Origin of the sequence: Micromonospora sp. NPDC048169 (assembly GCF_040652815.1) — a bacterium.
In the GTDB taxonomy this organism is placed as follows: domain Bacteria; phylum Actinomycetota; class Actinomycetes; order Mycobacteriales; family Micromonosporaceae; genus Micromonospora.
Window position 1 is genome coordinate 18,505 of the sequence record NZ_JBEZMS010000048.1, and the last position, 16,433, is coordinate 34,937.

A 16,433-nucleotide genomic window follows, 5' to 3' on the forward strand; every position below is an offset into this window, starting at 1 on the left:
CGGAGCCGGACAGCGCGGAACGCTTCTTGACAAGGAGCCGCAGCCTCAAGAAAAGTTAGGCGAAATTCGCATGCGGGTGAGCGATGAGGAGCTTGGCATGACGACCGATGCGTTCATCTACGACGCGTTGCGCACGCCGCGCGGGCGGGGCAAGCCGACCGGATCGCTGCACGGGGTGAAGCCGGTTTCGCTCGTCACCGGCCTGATCGGGGAGATCCTGCGGCGGATGCCCGGCCTCGATCCGGCGCTGATCGACGACCTCGTGCTCGGGGTGGTGTCGCCGCTCGGCGACCAGGGCGCCGACATCGCCCGGACCGCCGCCGTCGCCGCCGGCCTGCCCGACACGGTGGCCGGCGTGCAGCTCAACCGCTTCTGCGCCTCCGGCCTGGAGGCGGTGAACATCGCCGCGCAGAAGGTGCGCTCCGGCTGGGAGGATCTCGTCCTCGCCGGTGGTGTCGAGTCGATGTCCCGGGTGCCGATGGGCTCCGACGGCGGGGCGTGGGCGCTCGACCCGGAGGTCAACTTCACCACCGGGTTCGTGCCGCAGGGCATCAGCGCCGACCTCATCGCCACGATCGCCGGCTTCGACCGGGAGACGGTCGACGCGTACGCGCTCCAGTCGCAGGCGCGGGCCGCGAAGGCGTGGGCCAACGGCTACTTCGCCCGGTCCGTGGTGCCGGTCCGCGACCGCAACGGGCTGACCGTGCTGGACCGGGACGAGCACATCCGGGCCGACTCGACGGCGGAGAGCCTCGGCGCGCTGCGCCCCTCGTTCGCCGAGATCGGCGAGAAGGCCGGCTTCGACGCGGTCGCGTTGCAGAAGTACCACTGGGTCGAGCGCATCGAGCACGTCCACACGGCGGGCAACTCCTCCGGCATCGTGGACGGCGCGGCGCTCGTCGCGATCGGCAGCGAGGCGGCCGGTGCCGCCGCCGGTCTCACCCCGCGCGCCCGCGTGGTGGCCACCGCGCTCAGCGGCGCCGACCCCACCATCATGCTCACCGGCCCGGCCCCGGCCGCCCGCAAGGCGCTGGCGAAGGCCGGTCTCGGCGTGGACGACCTGGACCTGGTGGAGATCAACGAGGCGTTCGCCGCCGTGGTCCTGCGGTTCGTCGCCGACCTGGGCCTGAACCCGGACATCGTCAACGCCAACGGCGGGGCGATCGCGATGGGCCACCCGCTGGGCGCGACCGGCGCCATGATCCTCGGCACGCTCGTCGACGAACTGGAACGACGCGGCGGCCGCTACGGCCTGGCCACGCTCTGCGCGGGCGGCGGCATGGGCATCGCGACCGTGATCGAACGAATCTGAGGAGCGCGAATGGCAAACACCATCCGGTGGGAGCACGGCGACGACGGCATCGTGCTGCTCACCCTCGACCATCCCGGCCGCTCGGCGAACGTGATGAACGCGGAGTTCGGCGCGAGCCTCACCGCCACTGTGGACCGGCTCGAAGCCGAGCGCGAGCGGATCACCGGCGTGATCCTCACCTCGGCCAAGAAGACCTTCTTCGCCGGCGGCGACCTGGAGACCCTGGTGCGGCTGACCCCGGCCGACGCCGAGGCGTCAGCCGCCGACGCGACCGCGCTCAAGCACGCCGTACGCCGGCTGGAGACACTCGGCCGGCCGGTCGTCGCCGCGATCAACGGATCGGCCCTCGGCGGCGGGCTGGAACTGGCGCTGGGCTGCCACCACCGCATCGTGCTCGACGACCCGGCCGTCGAGATCGGCTTCCCGGAGGTCACGCTCGGCCTGCTGCCCGGCTGCGGCGGCGTGGTGCGCACCGTCCGGCTGCTCGGCGTCACCGCCGCGCTGACCGACTGGCTGCTGCGCGGCCAGCGCCGCCGCCCGCAGGACGCGCTCGCGCACGGGCTGGTCGACGAACTCGCCGCCGACCGGGACGCCCTGATGGCCGCCGCCCGCGAGTGGATCGCCGCGAACCCGGACGCGACCCAGCCGTACGACCGCAAGGGCTACCGGATGCCCGGCGGCACCCCGTCCAGCCCGGGACTCGCGATGCAGTTGCCGGCCATGCCCGCGCTGCTGCGCAAGCAGCTCAAGGGCGCGCCCTACCCGGCGCCCCGCAACATCCTCGCCGCCGCCGTCGAGGGCGCCCAGGTCGACCTGGACACCGCGTTCACGATCGAGGGGCGGTACTTCACCGAGCTGGCCACCGGCCAGATCGCCAAGAACATGATCAAGGCGCTCTTCTTCGACCTCCAGACCGCCCGGTCCCGCACCGCCGGAGGCGACCACGAGCCGGTACGCGGCGTCGCCGTCGTCGGCGCGGGCATGATGGGCGCCGCCATCGCGTACGTCTGCGCCCGCGCCGGGATGCGGGTGGTGCTCAAGGACGTCACCGCCGAGGGTGCGGCGCGGGGCAAGGCGTACTCGGCGGGCCTGCTCGACAAGGCCGTCGCCCGGGGCCGGACGGCACCGGCCGAGCGCGACGAGTTCCTGGCCCGCATCCACGCCACCGGCGACGTCGCCGACCTGGCCGGCGTCGACCTCGTCATCGAGGCGGTCTTCGAGGACCCGGCGCTCAAGCACAAGGTGTACGCCGAGATCGAACAGGTCGCGCCGGACGCGCTCATCGCCTCCAACACCTCAACGCTGCCCATCACGCTGCTGGCCGAGGGCGTCAGCCGTCCGGAGGAGTTCGTCGGGCTGCACTTCTTCTCCCCGGTGGACAAGATGCCGCTGGTCGAGGTGATCCGCGGGGAGCGGACGAGCGAGGCCACGCTGGGCCGCGCGCTGGGTGTCGTCCGCCAGTTGCGCAAGACGCCGATCGTGGTGAACGACAGCCGGGGCTTCTTCACCAGCCGGGTCATCGGGACGTTCACCAACGAGGGCGTGGCGATGCTCGCCGAGGGAATCCCGGCGGCGACCATCGAGCAGGCAAGCAGCCAGGCCGGCTATCCCGCGCCGGTGCTCGCGCTGATGGACGAGCTGACCCTCACCCTGCCCCGGAAGATCCGCCTGGAGACGGCCGCCGCGACAGTGGCGGCCGGGGGCACGTGGCAGCCGCACGCGGCCGACGCGGTGATCGACGCGATGATCGACGAGTGCGGCCGGACCGGACGCTCCGGCGGCGCCGGCTTCTACGACTACCGCGACGGCAGGCGGGCCGGGCTCTGGCCGGGGCTGCGGGAACAGTTCGGCGGCACGAACCTGGACACGCCGTTCGAGGACCTCAAGGAGCGGATGCTCTTCATCGAGGCGATCGAGTCGGTGCGGTGCCTGGACTCCGGCGTGCTGACCTCGGTGGCCGACGCCAACGTCGGCTCGATCCTGGGCATCGGCTATCCGAGCTGGACCGGCGGTGTCCTGCAGTACGTCAACCAGTACGACGGCGGGCTGCCGGGCTTCGTGGCCCGCGCCCGGGTGCTCGCCGAGCGATACGGCGAGCGGTTCGACCCGCCGCCGCTGCTGGTCGCCATGGCCGAGCGGGGCGAGCGGTTCGAGTAGACGACGACGCGGCCCGGCCGGTGTGGGGCGAACCCACCGGCCGGGCCGGGTCGCGTCAGAGCATCCGGTCGGACAGTCCGTACGTCTTGGCGATGATCTCGCGCTGGATCTCGCTCGCGCCGCCGTAGACTGTGGACACGATCGCCGAGCGCACCAGGCGCTCCATGTCGAACTCGGTGGTGTAGCCGTAGCCGCCCATCATCTGCATCGCGTCCAGCGCGACGCGCCGGGCCGTCTCGGTGGCCTTGAGCTTCGCCATCGAGCTCTCCCGGGGCAGCACCGTGTCGGGCGCCTTGTCGACCTTTGCGGCGGTGTCGTAGACCAGCAGCCGGGCGCACTCGATCTCGGTGGCCAGGTCGGCCAGGCGGTGCCGGATCACCTGGAACGATCCGATCGGCCGGCGGAACTGGCGGCGGTCCTTGACGTACGCCACCACGTCGTCGAACGCCCGCCGGGCGATGCCGAGCACCACGCTGGCGAGGATCAGCCGTTCCATGTTGAGCCCGGCCATCAGCTGCCGCCAGCCGTGGTCGACCCGGCCGACCACCGCGTCGGCGGGCAGCACGCAGTCGGTGAAGTAGAGGTCGTTCACCTCCCGGCCGCCCATGGTGTCGATGCCGGAGACGGTCAGGCCGGGCGCGCCGGCCGGGACCAGGAACATGGTCAGGCCGTGGTGGTCGCCGGCCCGGCCCGAGGTGCGCGCGACGAGCAGGATGTGCTCGGCCAGGTGGGCGTTGGAGCACCACGTCTTCTGACCGTTCACCACCCACCCGTCGCCGCGCCGTTCGGCACGGCAGCTCAGGTTCGCCACGTCCGAGCCGGCCTCGGGCTCGGACATCGCCACCGCCTCGACCACGCCGCGCGCCACCCCGCTGAGGATCAGCTTCTTCTGCTCCGGTGTGCCGAACCGCTGGTAGGTGGCGGCGACGATGATCGAGGTGGTGAAGCCGCCGATCGGTGCCATCGCCCGGCTGGTCTCCTCCAGGAACAGGCACAGCTCGGTCGTGCCGGCGCCGCCGCCGTCGAACTCCTCCGGCAGCGACAGGCCCAGCCAGCCGAGGTCGGCCATCTTCCGGTACAGCTCCGGGCTGTGCGGTTCCCGCCCGCCGTTCGTGAGGTTCTGCCGCTGCTCGCGGGTGCCCACCTCGCGGCGGCAGAAGTCGCGCACCGCCTCGACAAGTGACAGTTGCTCGTCGGTCCACTCCACAGCGGTACCTCCAGCGCATCGTGAGGGATTGACAGCAAGGCTAGACTATCGAATATCAAATGTCAGGAGGCTGCCGATGACGTCCCTCGTTGAGCACCCTCGCCGGCTGCGCGTCGTCGACCCGGTGACAGGTGAGCACCGCGCCGACTACGACATCGCCGACGACGCCGCAGTACGCGCCGCCGTGGCGCGGGCCCGCGAGGCGGCCGGCTGGTGGTCCGGCCTGGACGCCAAGCAGCGCCGCCGGCACCTGCTTGCGTACAAGGCGGCGGTCGCCGGCGGCATCGAGGAACTGGCCGGCATCGTCCGGAGCGAGACCGGCAAGAGCCTCGCCGGGGCCCAGCTCGAGGTGATGCTCGCCGTCGAGCACCTGGACTGGGCGGCCCGGCACGCCGGGCGGGTGCTCAAGCGACGGTCCGTCTCCTCCGGCCTGCTCGCGTTCAACCAGGCCGCCTCCGTGGAGTACGTGCCGTACGGCGTGGTCGGCGTGATCGGGCCGTGGAACTACCCCGTCTACACGCCGATGGGCGCGGTGTCGCACGCGCTCGCGGCCGGCAACGCGGTGGTGTTCAAGCCCAGCGAGTTCACCCCGGGCGTCGGGGTGTGGCTGGCCGAGCGCTGGCACGAGCTGCTTCCCGACCACCCGGTCCTCCAGGTCGTCACCGGCGACGGCACGACCGGCGCCGCGCTGTGCCGCGCGTCGGTCGACAAGATCGCGTTCACCGGATCGGCGGCGACCGGCCGGTCGGTCATGGCCGCCTGCGCCGAGAGCCTGACACCCGTGGTGATCGAGGGCGGCGGCAAGGACGCGCTGATCGTCACCGCCGACGCCGACCTCGACGCGGCCGCGCGGGCGGCGGTCTTCGGCGGCCTGGGCAACGCCGGGCAGACGTGTGCCGGCGTCGAGCGCGTCTACGTCGAACGGTCCGTCTACGAGCCGTTCCTGGCCACGCTCGCCGAGCTGGCGCGGCAGGTCCGGCCGGGCCCCGAGCCGGACGCGCCGTACGGGCCGATGACCACGCCCACCCAGCCCGAGGTCGTGCGGCGTCACGTCACCGACGCCCTCGACCGGGGCGGCCGGGCGGTGGTCGGTGACGCGGACTCGGTCCGGCCGCCGTTCGTGGAGCCGGTCGTGCTGACCGATGTGCCCGAGGACAGCGCCGCCGTCACCGAGGAGACGTTCGGCCCGGTGCTGGTGGTCAACCCGGTCGCCGACGCCGACGAGGCGGTCCGCCGCACGAACGCGACCAGCTACGGGCTCTCCGGCTCGATCTTCACCCGCGACCGCCGCCGTGGCCTGGCGCTCGCCGGGCGGCTGCGGGCCGGCGCGGTGTCGGTCAATTCGGTCCTGGGGTACGCGGGCGTGCCCTCACTGCCGTTCGGCGGCGTGGGCGACTCGGGGTTCGGCCGGGTCCACGGCGCGGACGGCCTGCGCGAGTTCGCCCGGGCGCGGTCGGTGACGTGGCAGCGGTTCCGGCCGCCGATCGAGGTGATGACGCTCCAGCCGTCCGCGTCGGCCATGAAGCGCTCGCTGGCGATGTTCGCGTGGCGTCATGGCCGCCGGTGACGGCTCACCCGTTCCACACGCCCAGCCCGTCCAGGTGCTTGACCAGCCGTTCCGCGCCGTCGGTGAAGTGCCGGGCCATGACCGGCCGGACGGCCTCCGGGTCGCCCGCGGCGAGCGCGTCGAGCAGCGCCTCGTGATCGGCGACCATGCCGGCCCGCCACTGGGCGTCGGCGGCGTAGAACCGCGACGGCGTGTAGCGGGTCACGGTGCGCAGCAGCCACGACAGCTTGCGCGCGTCGGCGAGCCGGTTGATCCGGCGGTGGAACTCGTATTCGAGCTGCTCGACCCGGCTGACCTGCCGGGCCTGGGCGGCGCGGCGCAGCCGCTCGTGCTGCTGCCGCAGGTCGTCGAGCTGCTCCGGGGTGATGCTGACGGCGACCCGGGCGGCCAGCTCACCGGCGATGTGGCCCTGGAGGCTGAACACGTCGATGATGTCCTGCCTCGACAGCGGCGCCACCACGTGCCCGCGGCGCGGTTGCAGCTCGACCATGTCCTCCGCGCGCAGCATCAGCAGCGCCTCGCGTACCGGAGTGATGCTCAGCCCGGTCTCCTGGGCGACCTCTTCGAGCCGGATGCGTTCGCCCGGGCGCAGCTGGCCGGACATGATCCGGTCGCGCAGCAGGCTCGCCACGGTCTCGGAGAGCTGGGGTTGGGAGACGTTCTGGATCCTGCCGCGGTCCGCCACCAGATCAGGGTATCAAATGTCAAATGTCAGGACAGGAGCGCCGATGAGCTCGACCGTGCCGGAAGCCGAACCGGCCGGCGCCGGACTGCGGGCCGCCACCAGGGGCGGTGTGCGCACCATCTGGTTCGACCGGCCCGACCGGCGCAACGCGATGACGCTGGAGATGTTCCGCGACTACTACGCGGCCCTGGTGGCTGCGGACGCCGACCCGGAGGTGCGGGCGGTGGTGGTGACCGGGTCCGGCGACTGGTTCTGTGCCGGCGCCGACCCGGAGGCGCTCGCCGCGCTGCTGGACGAGCGCAACCGTGACCTGCTCGCCGGTGAGTTCGGGTTCCCGCCGCACCTGCCGTTGACGCTCGGCACGCCGATCGTCGCCGCGATGAACGGCGGCGCGGCGGGCCTGGGCCTGGTCCACGCGCTCTACGCCGACGTGCGGTTCCTGGCGGCGCGGGCGCGCCTGTCCACCTCGTTCAGCCGGCTCGGTCTCGTCGCCGAGTACGGCAGCGCCTGGCTGCTGCCCCGGCTGGTCGGCGTCGGCGCCGCGCTGGACCTGCTGGTGTCCGGCCGCAAGGTCGACGCGGTGGAGGCGCTGCGGATCGGACTTGTGCAACACGTGCTCCCGCGAGACGAGGTGCTGGCCGAGGCCCAAGCCTATGCCGCCGAACTGGCCGAGCACTGCTCACCGGCGTCCATGGCGGTGATCCGGCGGCAGGTGTTCGGCGGCCTGGAGGCCGGCGTGGGCGAGGCCACCGCCGACGCGATCCGGCTCATGGTCGAGTCCCTGGCCGGCCCCGACTTCGGCGAGGCCCTGCTCAGCCGGGCCCAGGGGCGCCCGCCCCGCTTCGCCCCACGGGCCGGCGCGTGAGCGGCCCGCTCGCCGGCGTCCGGGTCGTGGAACTGGCCGGCATCGGGCCCGGCCCGTTCGCCGCCATGCTGCTCGCCGACCTCGGCGCCGACGTGGTGCGCGTCGACCGGCCGGAACCCGGCGCGTTCGCGGCCGGTGACCCCGGACAGAACCTGCTCAACCGGGGCAAGCGCTCGATAGTGGTGGACCTGAAGCACCCCGCCGGCGCCGAGGTGGTCCTCGCGCTGGCCGGCCGGGCCGCGATCCTGATCGAGGGCTGGCGTCCCGGTGTGGCCGAGCGGCTCGGCGTCGGACCGCAGGACGCGCTCGCCCGCAACCCGGCCCTGGTCTACGGGCGGATGACCGGCTGGGGCCAGGACGGGCCGCTGGCCCGCGCCGCCGGCCACGACATCGGCTACATCGCCGTCGCCGGGGCGCTGCACCCGATCGGCCGGGCCGGCGGGCCGCCGCAGATCCCGCTCAATCTGGTCGGCGACTTCGGCGGCGGCTCGCTCTACCTGGTCGTCGGCCTCCTGGCGGCGCTGCACGTGGCCGGTGCCACCGGCCGGGGCCAGGTCGTCGACGCCGCCATCGTGGACGGCGCGGCCCACCTCACCACCCCGTTCGCCGGGCTGCTCGCGCAGGGCGCCTGGCGAGCCGAGCGGGGCCGCAACCTGCTCGACGGCGGCGCCCCGTTCTACGACGTGTACGCCACCGCCGACGGCGGGCACATGGCGGTGGGCGCGCTGGAGCCCCAGTTCTACGCCGAACTGCTGCGGCTGCTCGGGCTCGCAGGCGCGGACCTGCCGGCACAGCACGACGTGGCGGGCTGGCCGGTGCTGCGCGCCCGCTTCGCCGAGGTGTTCGCCGGCCGTACCCGCGACGAGTGGACCGCCGTGTTCGACGGCACCGACGCCTGCGTCGCACCGGTGCTGTCGCTGGCCGAGGCGCCGGGCCACCCGCACCTGCTCGCGCGCGGCACGTACGAGGAGCACTTCGGCGTCCGGCAGCCGGCCGTGGCGCCCCGCCTGTCCGGCACACCGGGCCGGGTCGGCGGCCCGCCGCCCGCGCCGGGCGCGGACACCGGGCCCGTGCTCACCGACTGGGGGCTGGGCGCACACCTACCGCGGTGGCGGGACGACGGCGTCGTCCGCCAGGGACAGGGAGTTCACTGATGCGTATCGGGACGACACTGGCGTACGCCGCCGATCCCCGCAGCGGCGCGGACGACGTGGCCGCCTGGGAACAGGACGGCCTGGACGTGGCCTGGGTGTCCGAGGCGTACGGCTTCGACGCGCCCACGGTGATGGGTTACCTGGCCGCCCGGACGAGCCGGATGCACATCGGCTCGGCGATCCTGCCGATCTTCTCGCGTACCCCGGCTCTGCTGGCACAGACCGCGGCGGGCCTGGACGCCATGTCCGGTGGCCGGGCCATCCTCGGCCTCGGCGCGTCCGGACCGCAGGTGATCGAGGGCTGGCACGGCGTCGCCTACGACAGGCCGCTGGCCCGCACCCGCGAGGTGATCGAGATCTGCCGGCGGGTGTGGCGGCGGGAGACGCTGACGAACGACGGTCTCTACCCGCTGCCGTTGCCGCCCGGCGAGGGCACCGGGCTGGGCAAGCCGCTGAAGATGCTCACCCACCCGGTACGCGACCGCATCCCGATCCACGTGGCGAGTCTCGGCGACCGGAACGTCCGGATGACCGCCGAGATCGCCGACGGGTGGCTGCCGTTCCTCTACGACCCGCGGCGCGCGGGCGACGTCTGGGGCGCCGCGCTGGCGGCCGGCCGGGCGAAACGCTCCGCCGACCTCGGGCCGCTGGAGGTGGTGGCCGGCGGGCCGCTGGCCATCGGCCCGGACGTGACCGGGCTGCGCGACCTCGCCCGGCCGCTGATCGCCCTGTACGTGGGCGGGATGGGCGCCAGGGGCCGCAACTTCTACCACGACCTGCTGTGCCGCTATGGCTACGAAGCCGAGGCGGACCGCGTCCAGGACCTCTACCTGGCGGGCCGCAAGGCCGAGGCCGCCGCCGCGGTGCCGGCGGAACTGCTGGAACGCACCAGCCTGATCGGGCCGGAGAGCTACGTGCGCGACCGGGTCCAGGAGTACCGCGACGCGGGCGTGACCATCCTCAACGTGGCACCGCTGGGCGAGGACCCCCGGCGTCTCGTCGCCGCCGTCGCGGACATGGCCCGGTAGCGCGGGAGGAGCTGACACATGGACCGCGCGATCTTCACCGCCGACCACCTCGCGTTCGCCGAACTGGTGCGCGCCTTCATCGACAAGGAGATCACCCCGTACCACGAGCGCTGGGAGGCAGACGGCATCGTCGACCGCGCCGTGTGGCGGGCCGCCGGGGCAGCCGGGCTGCTCGGGTTCTTCGTCGACGAGCGGTACGGCGGCGCCGGGGTCACCGACCGGCGGTTCCACGCCGTCCTGACCGAGGAACTCGCCCGGGCGGGCGCTAGCGGTCCGGCGTTCGGCCTGCACAACGACATCATCGGCCCGTACCTGACCGACCTGACCACCGAGGAGCAGAAACAGCGCTGGCTGCCGGGCTTCTGCTCCGGCGAGATCGTCACCGCCGTCGCCATGTCCGAGCCGGGCGCCGGCAGCGACCTTCAGGGCATCACCACCACGGCGGTACGCGACGGCGACGACTACGTCCTCAACGGGCAGAAGACGTTCATCAGCAACGGCATCCTGGCCGACCTGGTGATCGTGGTGGCCCGTACCGACCCCGGCGCCGGGCGGCGGGGGATCAGCCTGCTCGTGGTCGAGCGCGGCATGCCCGGCTTCGAGCGTGGGCGCAACCTCGACAAGCTCGGGCAGAAGGCGCAGGACACCGCCGAGCTGTTCTTCGCCGACGTCCGCGTACCGGTGGCCAACCTGCTCGGCGTCGAGGGCGAGGGCTTCGCCTACCTGATGCGCAACCTGCCCCTGGAACGGTTGTCGATAGCCGTCGCGGCGCTCGCCGGCGCCGAGACGGTGTTCGCGCAGACGCTGGACTACTGCAGGCAGCGCCGGGCGTTCGGCCGTCCCATCGGCAGTTTCCAGCACAACCGGTTCGTGCTCGCCGAACTCGCCACCGAGCTGCGCCTGGGCCGGGTCTTCGTCGACAACTGCCTGGTCGCGCCGGACCTGAGCGCGGAGACGGCGGCGATGGCGAAGTGGTGGTGCACCGAGTTGCAGCAGCGCGTCGTGGACCGGTGCCTCCAGCTGCACGGCGGGTACGGCTACATGCGCGAGTACCCGGTGGCCCGCGCCTACCTGGACGCCCGCGTGCAGACCATCTACGGCGGCACCACCGAGATCATGAAGGAGGTGATCGGCCGGTCACTCGGCCTCTGAGCCGGGCTCCAGCATGGGTACGAGGAACCGGCGGGCCATCTCCCGCAGCGCGTCGGCGTCGTCCAGGTCGATGACGTGGCTCGGGGTCAGCAGGAAGGAGCAGGACAACCGGGTCATCAGCTCGGCCACCACCTCCACGTCGACTGTGGCGGCGATGGTGCCGGCGCGCTGCTCGCGGCGCAGTTGCCCGGCGACGAACCGCTGCACGGTGGCCAGCGTCCGCCCGCCGTCGCTGATCATCGAGGGGATGAGCACGTCGGGTTCGACGCTCATCAGCCCGCCGATCAGCGGGTTGCGACGGATCGCGTCCAGCGCGCTGACGAAGCCCAGCACCACCCGGTCGCCGACGGTGGCCGCCTGCTGGATGTCGACCAGGAAGCGGTCGAAGTAGCGCCGGAACTCGCGGCGGATGACCTGCTCGACCAGCCGGTCCTTGGTGGCGAACCGGCGGTACGCGGTGATCCGGGAGACACCCGCCCGGCGGGCCACGTCCTCCATCGTGGAGCGGCGGATGCCCATCCGGCAGAACTGCTCGTAGGCGGCGTCGAGGATCCGGGTCGCCACCTCGTCGGTGTCGTCGGCGCTCTGCAACGCCTCGGTGAAGGCGCGTTCCAGCAGCGACTCCGGCGGGCCGGCCGGTCCGCCGTGACCCGCCTCGGGGGAGGACGCCTGCGCCGCAGCGGTCCGGGCCATGGGTGCCCTCCCGGGAGAGACGGTGACGCGGTTGGCGCTTCACCGTACCAATCGCCGGGGCGTACCCCCGCGCGAGCGCGACCGCCGCGCCCGGCGGATGCGGGGCGCGGCGGTCGCGTCTGTCGTGCGGTGTCCGGTCAGGAGCCGGAGCGCTTGGCGGTCGCCTTCAGGTAGTCCCGGTTGAGGCGGCCGATGGTGTTCAGCGGGATGCCCTTCGGGCAGGCTGCCGCGCACTCGCCGATGTTGGTGCAGCCGCCGAAGCCGGCCTCGTCGTGCGCGTCCACCATGCCGATCACCCGGGTGTAGCGCTCCGGCTGGCCCTGCGGCAGCAGCGAGAGCTGGGTGATCTTCGCGGCGGTGAACAGCATGCCGGAGCCGTTCGGGCAGGCCGCCACGCAGGCGCCGCAGCCGATGCAGGCCGCCGACTCGAACGCCGCGTCCGCGTCGGCCTTCGGCACCGGCACCGAGTGCGCCTCCGGGGCGCTGCCGGTCGGCGCGGTGACGTAACCGCCGGCCGCGATGATCTGGTCGAACGCGTTGCGGTTGACCACCAGGTCCTTGACGACCGGGAAGGCCCGGGCCCGCCACGGCTCGATGTCGATCGTGTCGCCGTCGGAGAACTGCCGCATGTGCAGCTGGCAGGCGGTGGTGCCGCGCTGCGGGCCGTGCGCCTCACCGTTGATCATGAGGCTGCACATGCCGCAGATGCCCTCGCGGCAGTCGTGGTCGAACGCGACCGGCTCCTCGCCGTCGAGGATCAGCCGCTCGTTCAGCACGTCGAGCATCTCCAGGAAGGACATGTCCGGCGACACGTCCCGCACCGGGTAGGTGACCATCCGACCCTTGTCCTCGGGGCCGGTCTGGCGCCAGATGCGCAGGGTCAGGTTCACTTGTAGCTCCGCTGCGTGGGGTGGACGTATTCGAAGGTCAGGTCTTCCTTGTGCAGCACGGGCTCACCGGTGCCGGTGTACTCCCAGGCCGCCACGTAGGCGAACCGCTCGTCGTCGCGCTGCGCCTCGCCGTCCGGGGTCTGGTGCTCGGCCCGGAAGTGGCCGCCGCAGGACTCCTCGCGGTGCAGCGCGTCGATGCACATCAGCTCGGCCAGCTCGAAGAAGTCGGCCACCCGGCCGGCCTTCTCCAGCGACTGGTTCAGGCCCTCGCCGTCACCAGGCACGCGCACCCGCTGCCAGAACTGCTCGCGCAGCGCGCGGATCTCGTCGATCGCCTTGCGCAGCCCGGCCTCGGAGCGCTCCATGCCGCAGTGCTCCCACATGATCTGGCCCAGCTCGCGGTGGAACGAGTCGACGGTGCGGTCGCCGTTGATCGCCAGCAGCCGCTTGATCCGGTCCTCGACGTCGGTACGCGCCGCGACCGCCTCGGGGTGGCTCGCGTCGACCTTCTCCAGCGGGCCGGAGGAGGCCAGGTAGTTGGCGAGCGTGTTCGGCAGCACGAAGTAGCCGTCCGCCAGGCCCTGCATCAGCGCCGAGGCGCCGAGCCGGTTCGCGCCGTGGTCGGAGAAGTTGGCCTCACCGATCACGAACAGCCCGGGGATCGACGACTGGAGGTCGTAGTCGACCCAGAGGCCGCCCATCGTGTAGTGCACGGCGGGGTAGATCCGCATCGGGACCTCGTACGGGTCCTCGCCGGTGATCCGCTCGTACATCTCGAAGAGGTTGCCGTACTTGGCCTCGATGGCCTGGCGGCCCAGCCGGTTGATCGCGTCGGCGAAGTCGAGGTAGACGCCGAGGCCGGTCGGGCCCACGCCACGTCCCTCGTCGCAGACGTTCTTCGCGGCGCGGGAGGCGATGTCGCGGGGGACCAGGTTGCCGAAGGACGGGTAGATCCGCTCCAGGTAGTAGTCCCGCTCGTCCTCGGGGATCTCCCGAGGGCTGCGCTGGTCGCCCTTGGCCTTGGGCACCCACACCCGGCCGTCGTTACGAAGCGACTCGCTCATCAGGGTCAGCTTCGACTGGTGGTCGCCGGAGACCGGGATGCAGGTCGGGTGGATCTGCGTGTAGCAGGGGTTGGCGAAGTACGCGCCCTTGCGGTGCGCCCGCCAGGAGGCGGTGACGTTGCAGCCCTTGGCGTTCGTCGAGAGGTAGAAGACGTTGCCGTAGCCGCCGGTGGCGAGCACGACCGCGTCGGCCATCTCGGTGCTGATCTCACCGGTGACCATGTCGCGGACCACGATGCCGCGTGCCCGGCCGTCCACGATCACCAGTTCGAGCATCTCGTGGCGGGCGTTCATCTCCACGTTGCCCAGGCCGATCTGCCGTTCGAGGGCCTGGTACGCGCCGAGCAGCAGCTGCTGGCCCGTCTGGCCCCGGGCGTAGAAGGTGCGCTGCACCTGGGCGCCGCCGAAGGAACGGGTGTCCAGCAGGCCGCCGTATTCGCGGGCGAACGGCACGCCCTGGGCCACGCACTGGTCGATGATGTTCACCGACACCTCGGCCAGCCGGTGCACGTTCGACTCACGGGAGCGGAAGTCGCCGCCCTTGACCGTGTCGTAGAAGAGGCGGTGCACCGAGTCGCCGTCGTTGCGGTAGTTCTTGGCGGCGTTGATGCCGCCCTGCGCGGCGATCGAGTGGGCCCGGCGCGGGCTGTCCTGGTAGCAGTAGGACCGCACCTGGTAGCCCTGCTCGGCCAGCGTGGCGGCGGCGGAGCCGCCGGCCAGGCCGGTGCCGACCACGATCACCGTCATCTTCCGGCGGTTGGCCGGGTTGACCAGCTTCATCTCGAAGCGGTGGCGCTCCCACCGCGTCTCGATCGGGCCGTCCGGGGCCCGGGTGTCGGCGATCGGGTCGCCTTCGGTGTAGAGATCCATGTCAGGACACCAATCCGGTGATCACGGCGAACGGGACCAGCAGGTAGCCGCCGACCAGCGCGACGGCGAAGACGAGCGCGGCGATCCGAGCCCGGCGCTCGCCCTTCGGCGTCTGCTGGCCGAGGCTGCGGAACGCGCTGAAGGCGCCGTGGCGCAGGTGGAAGCCGAGGGTCACCAGCGCGAGGGTGTAGAAGAGCGTGACGTACCAGCGCTCCGGCGCGAAGCCCGCGACCACGTTGCCGTACGGGTTGGACGGGTCGCCCTGCGGGTTCAGGTGACCCGTGGTCAGGTCGAGGATGTGGTAGATCACGAAGAGCAGGATGATCACACCACCCCAGCGCATCGTGCGGGCCGCGTAGTTCACGTGGATCTTGCGGCGGTGCGCGTACCGGACCGGGCGGGCGGCCCGGGACCGCATCGCGAGCACGGTGGCCGCGCCGATGTGCCCGACGACCGCGGCGGTGAGCACCGTGCGCTGGATCCACAGGAACCAGGTCGTCGGCAGCAGCGGCGTGCCGATGTCCCGCAGCCAGTGCGCGTAGTGGTCGAACGACGTCTCGCCCGTGAAGATCTTCAGGTTGCCGACCATGTGGGCGATCAGGAACAGCACAAGAATGATGCCCGTCACCGCCATGACGGCCTTGAGGCCGACGTTCGAGCGGATGGGCGACCGAGTTTTCGTGATTACCACGCGGTCGACGCTAGGAGCACTTCGATCAGGCGTCCAATGCATCGAAATCGCAGCATCGATAGCCGTAAGCTATGGTGATGCAGCTCCATCAGCTCCGGTACTTCGTAGCGGTCGCCGAAGTACGACATTTCACCCAGGCGGCCGATCTTGTCGGCATAACCCAGCCCTCGTTGAGTAAGCAAATTCACGCGCTGGAGACCGACCTGGGAGCCCCGCTGTTCGAGCGGGTAAGGGGCAACATCCGGCTCACCGCGGCCGGCGAGGTGCTGCTGCCGCTGGCCAAACGGATCCTGGCCGACGTGGAGACCGCGACCCGCGAGGTCCAGGAGCTGGTGGGGCTGCGGCGCGGCCGGGTCCGCCTCGGCGCCACGCCCAGCCTCGCCACCTCGCTCGCCCCACCGGTGCTGCGCCGGTTCCGCGACGCGCACCCCACTGTCGACCTGCGCGTGGAGGAGGGTGGCTCGCAGGACCTCGTCCGGGACCTGCTCCGCGGCGGCCTCGACCTCGCGCTGATCATCATGCCGTCGGCCGGCACCGACCCGGGGCTGCGCGCCGACCCGATCCTGCGGGAGAGCCTGGTGGTCGCCTCGGTCGACCCGCTGCCGGGCGCCTCGGCCACCGGCGAGCTGCGCATCACCGACCTGCGCGACCAGCCGCTCGTCATGTTCCGCGAGGGCTACGACCTGCGCGACGCCACGCTCCAGGCCTGCCGCGCGGCCGGCTTCGAGCCGACCCTGTCCGTCGACGGCGGGGAGATGGACGCGGTGCTCAGCTTCGTCGAGGCCGGGCTCGGCGTCGCGCTGGTGCCCGGCATCGTGGTGGCCCGCCGCGCCGGCATCCGGGTCACCCGGCTCGTGCCGCCCGGCGTCCGCCGGACCATAGCGGTCGCCCGCCGCCGCGACGTGGTGCCCACCCACGCCGGGCGCGAACTACGCCGCATCCTCCTGGAGTACGTCCACGACGCCACCGCCACCGCCGAACTCCCCCCAGGCGTAGAACCCCTCTAGGGCCTGTGTCGAAGTCCGTGCGAGGGCTTGAGCTGTTGGGTGAGGATCTTGGCGTGTCGGTGTTCGAGATGTAGCGAGGTCTCCGGTATCT

Annotated in this window: 14 protein-coding genes; 8 read left to right on the plus strand and 6 right to left on the minus strand. The window is 72.2% G+C overall.

Annotated elements, in window-relative coordinates:
- Positions 1–97: 97 nt before the first annotated feature.
- Positions 98–1,312, plus strand: a complete 1,215-nt coding sequence (locus AB0D28_RS26885; protein WP_357390202.1) for an acetyl-CoA C-acetyltransferase — start codon at positions 98–100, stop codon at positions 1,310–1,312.
- Positions 1,313–1,321: 9 nt separating this feature from the next.
- Positions 1,322–3,469 (plus strand): 3-hydroxyacyl-CoA dehydrogenase NAD-binding domain-containing protein, encoded by a 2,148-nt coding sequence (locus tag AB0D28_RS26890; protein ID WP_357390204.1) that lies wholly within the window; start codon positions 1,322–1,324, stop codon positions 3,467–3,469.
- Between the two features lie 55 nt (positions 3,470–3,524).
- Here the strand turns inward: AB0D28_RS26890 and AB0D28_RS26895 are convergent, their stop codons facing one another.
- Positions 3,525–4,676 carry an acyl-CoA dehydrogenase family protein gene (locus AB0D28_RS26895; protein ID WP_357390206.1) on the minus strand — a complete coding sequence of 384 codons (1,152 nt, stop codon included), beginning with the start codon at positions 4,674–4,676 and terminating at the stop codon, positions 3,525–3,527.
- A 76-nt stretch (positions 4,677–4,752) separates the two neighbouring features.
- Here AB0D28_RS26895 and AB0D28_RS26900 point away from each other — a divergent pair, with 76 nt between their 5' ends.
- Positions 4,753–6,243: an aldehyde dehydrogenase family protein gene (locus tag AB0D28_RS26900; protein WP_357390208.1), complete on the plus strand. Its 1,491-nt coding sequence runs from the start codon at positions 4,753–4,755 to the stop codon at positions 6,241–6,243.
- A 4-nt stretch (positions 6,244–6,247) separates the two neighbouring features.
- On the opposite strand, the gene AB0D28_RS26905 is transcribed toward AB0D28_RS26900, so the two are convergent.
- Positions 6,248–6,928: a GntR family transcriptional regulator gene (locus AB0D28_RS26905; protein ID WP_357390210.1), complete on the minus strand. Its 681-nt coding sequence runs from the start codon at positions 6,926–6,928 to the stop codon at positions 6,248–6,250.
- Between the two features lie 43 nt (positions 6,929–6,971).
- On the opposite strand from AB0D28_RS26905, the gene AB0D28_RS26910 reads away from it, so the two are divergent.
- The 4 genes from AB0D28_RS26910 to AB0D28_RS26925 are packed head-to-tail and all read left to right on the plus strand — an operon-like array spanning position 6,972 to position 11,127.
- On the plus strand, positions 6,972–7,793 hold the full coding sequence (locus AB0D28_RS26910; protein WP_357390212.1) for an enoyl-CoA hydratase-related protein: 822 nt from the start codon (positions 6,972–6,974) through the stop codon (positions 7,791–7,793).
- The gene (locus AB0D28_RS26915; protein WP_357390214.1) at positions 7,790–8,947 is read left to right on the plus strand and encodes a CaiB/BaiF CoA-transferase family protein; all 1,158 of its coding nucleotides are present in this window, start codon (positions 7,790–7,792) and stop codon (positions 8,945–8,947) included. The genes AB0D28_RS26910 and AB0D28_RS26915 overlap by 4 nt, the downstream gene beginning before the upstream one ends.
- Entirely contained in the window at positions 8,947–9,975 is a 1,029-nt protein-coding gene (locus AB0D28_RS26920) for an LLM class F420-dependent oxidoreductase (protein ID WP_357390216.1), read from the plus strand. Before AB0D28_RS26915 ends, AB0D28_RS26920 begins: the two co-directional genes overlap by 1 nt.
- 18 nt (positions 9,976–9,993) lie before the next feature.
- Positions 9,994–11,127 carry an acyl-CoA dehydrogenase family protein gene (locus AB0D28_RS26925; protein ID WP_357390218.1) on the plus strand — a complete coding sequence of 378 codons (1,134 nt, stop codon included), beginning with the start codon at positions 9,994–9,996 and terminating at the stop codon, positions 11,125–11,127.
- Here AB0D28_RS26925 and AB0D28_RS26930 read toward each other — a convergent pair.
- The 4 genes from AB0D28_RS26930 to AB0D28_RS26945 all read right to left on the minus strand — a co-directional run bounded on the left by AB0D28_RS26930 (position 11,113) and on the right by AB0D28_RS26945 (position 15,329).
- The gene (locus AB0D28_RS26930; RefSeq protein WP_357390221.1) at positions 11,113–11,820 is read right to left on the minus strand and encodes a TetR family transcriptional regulator; all 708 of its coding nucleotides are present in this window, start codon (positions 11,818–11,820) and stop codon (positions 11,113–11,115) included. The two genes, AB0D28_RS26925 and AB0D28_RS26930, sit on opposite strands and share 15 nt — an antisense overlap.
- 137 nt (positions 11,821–11,957) lie before the next feature.
- Complete coding sequence (locus AB0D28_RS26935) at positions 11,958–12,710, minus strand: succinate dehydrogenase/fumarate reductase iron-sulfur subunit (protein ID WP_357390223.1); 753 nt, start codon at positions 12,708–12,710, stop codon at positions 11,958–11,960.
- Entirely contained in the window at positions 12,707–14,644 is a 1,938-nt protein-coding gene (locus AB0D28_RS26940) for a fumarate reductase/succinate dehydrogenase flavoprotein subunit (RefSeq protein ID WP_357390225.1), read from the minus strand. Before AB0D28_RS26940 ends, AB0D28_RS26935 begins: the two co-directional genes overlap by 4 nt.
- A 1-nt stretch (position 14,645) precedes the next feature.
- Positions 14,646–15,329 carry a succinate dehydrogenase cytochrome b subunit gene (locus tag AB0D28_RS26945; RefSeq protein WP_357390229.1) on the minus strand — a complete coding sequence of 228 codons (684 nt, stop codon included), beginning with the start codon at positions 15,327–15,329 and terminating at the stop codon, positions 14,646–14,648.
- Positions 15,330–15,406: 77 nt separating this feature from the next.
- On the opposite strand from AB0D28_RS26945, the gene AB0D28_RS26950 reads away from it, so the two are divergent.
- Complete coding sequence (locus tag AB0D28_RS26950) at positions 15,407–16,342, plus strand: LysR family transcriptional regulator (protein ID WP_357390227.1); 936 nt, start codon at positions 15,407–15,409, stop codon at positions 16,340–16,342.
- Positions 16,343–16,433 lie beyond the last annotated feature (91 nt).

What these genes read in the sequence shown, in the direction of transcription:
- AB0D28_RS26885 (WP_357390202.1), top strand. Translation starts at nt 98, where the DNA reads ATGACGACCGATGCGTTCATCTACGACGCGTTGCGCACGCCGCGCGGG.
- AB0D28_RS26890 (WP_357390204.1), top strand. Translation starts at nt 1,322, where the DNA reads ATGGCAAACACCATCCGGTGGGAGCACGGCGACGACGGCATCGTGCTG.
- AB0D28_RS26900 (WP_357390208.1), top strand. Translation starts at nt 4,753, where the DNA reads ATGACGTCCCTCGTTGAGCACCCTCGCCGGCTGCGCGTCGTCGACCCG.
- AB0D28_RS26910 (WP_357390212.1), top strand. Translation starts at nt 6,972, where the DNA reads ATGAGCTCGACCGTGCCGGAAGCCGAACCGGCCGGCGCCGGACTGCGG.
- AB0D28_RS26920 (WP_357390216.1), top strand. Translation starts at nt 8,947, where the DNA reads ATGCGTATCGGGACGACACTGGCGTACGCCGCCGATCCCCGCAGCGGC.
- AB0D28_RS26925 (WP_357390218.1), top strand. Translation starts at nt 9,994, where the DNA reads ATGGACCGCGCGATCTTCACCGCCGACCACCTCGCGTTCGCCGAACTG.
- AB0D28_RS26930 (WP_357390221.1), bottom strand. Translation starts at nt 11,820, where the DNA reads ATGGCCCGGACCGCTGCGGCGCAGGCGTCCTCCCCCGAGGCGGGTCAC.
- AB0D28_RS26940 (WP_357390225.1), bottom strand. Translation starts at nt 14,644, where the DNA reads ATGGATCTCTACACCGAAGGCGACCCGATCGCCGACACCCGGGCCCCG.
- AB0D28_RS26950 (WP_357390227.1), top strand. Translation starts at nt 15,407, where the DNA reads ATGGTGATGCAGCTCCATCAGCTCCGGTACTTCGTAGCGGTCGCCGAA.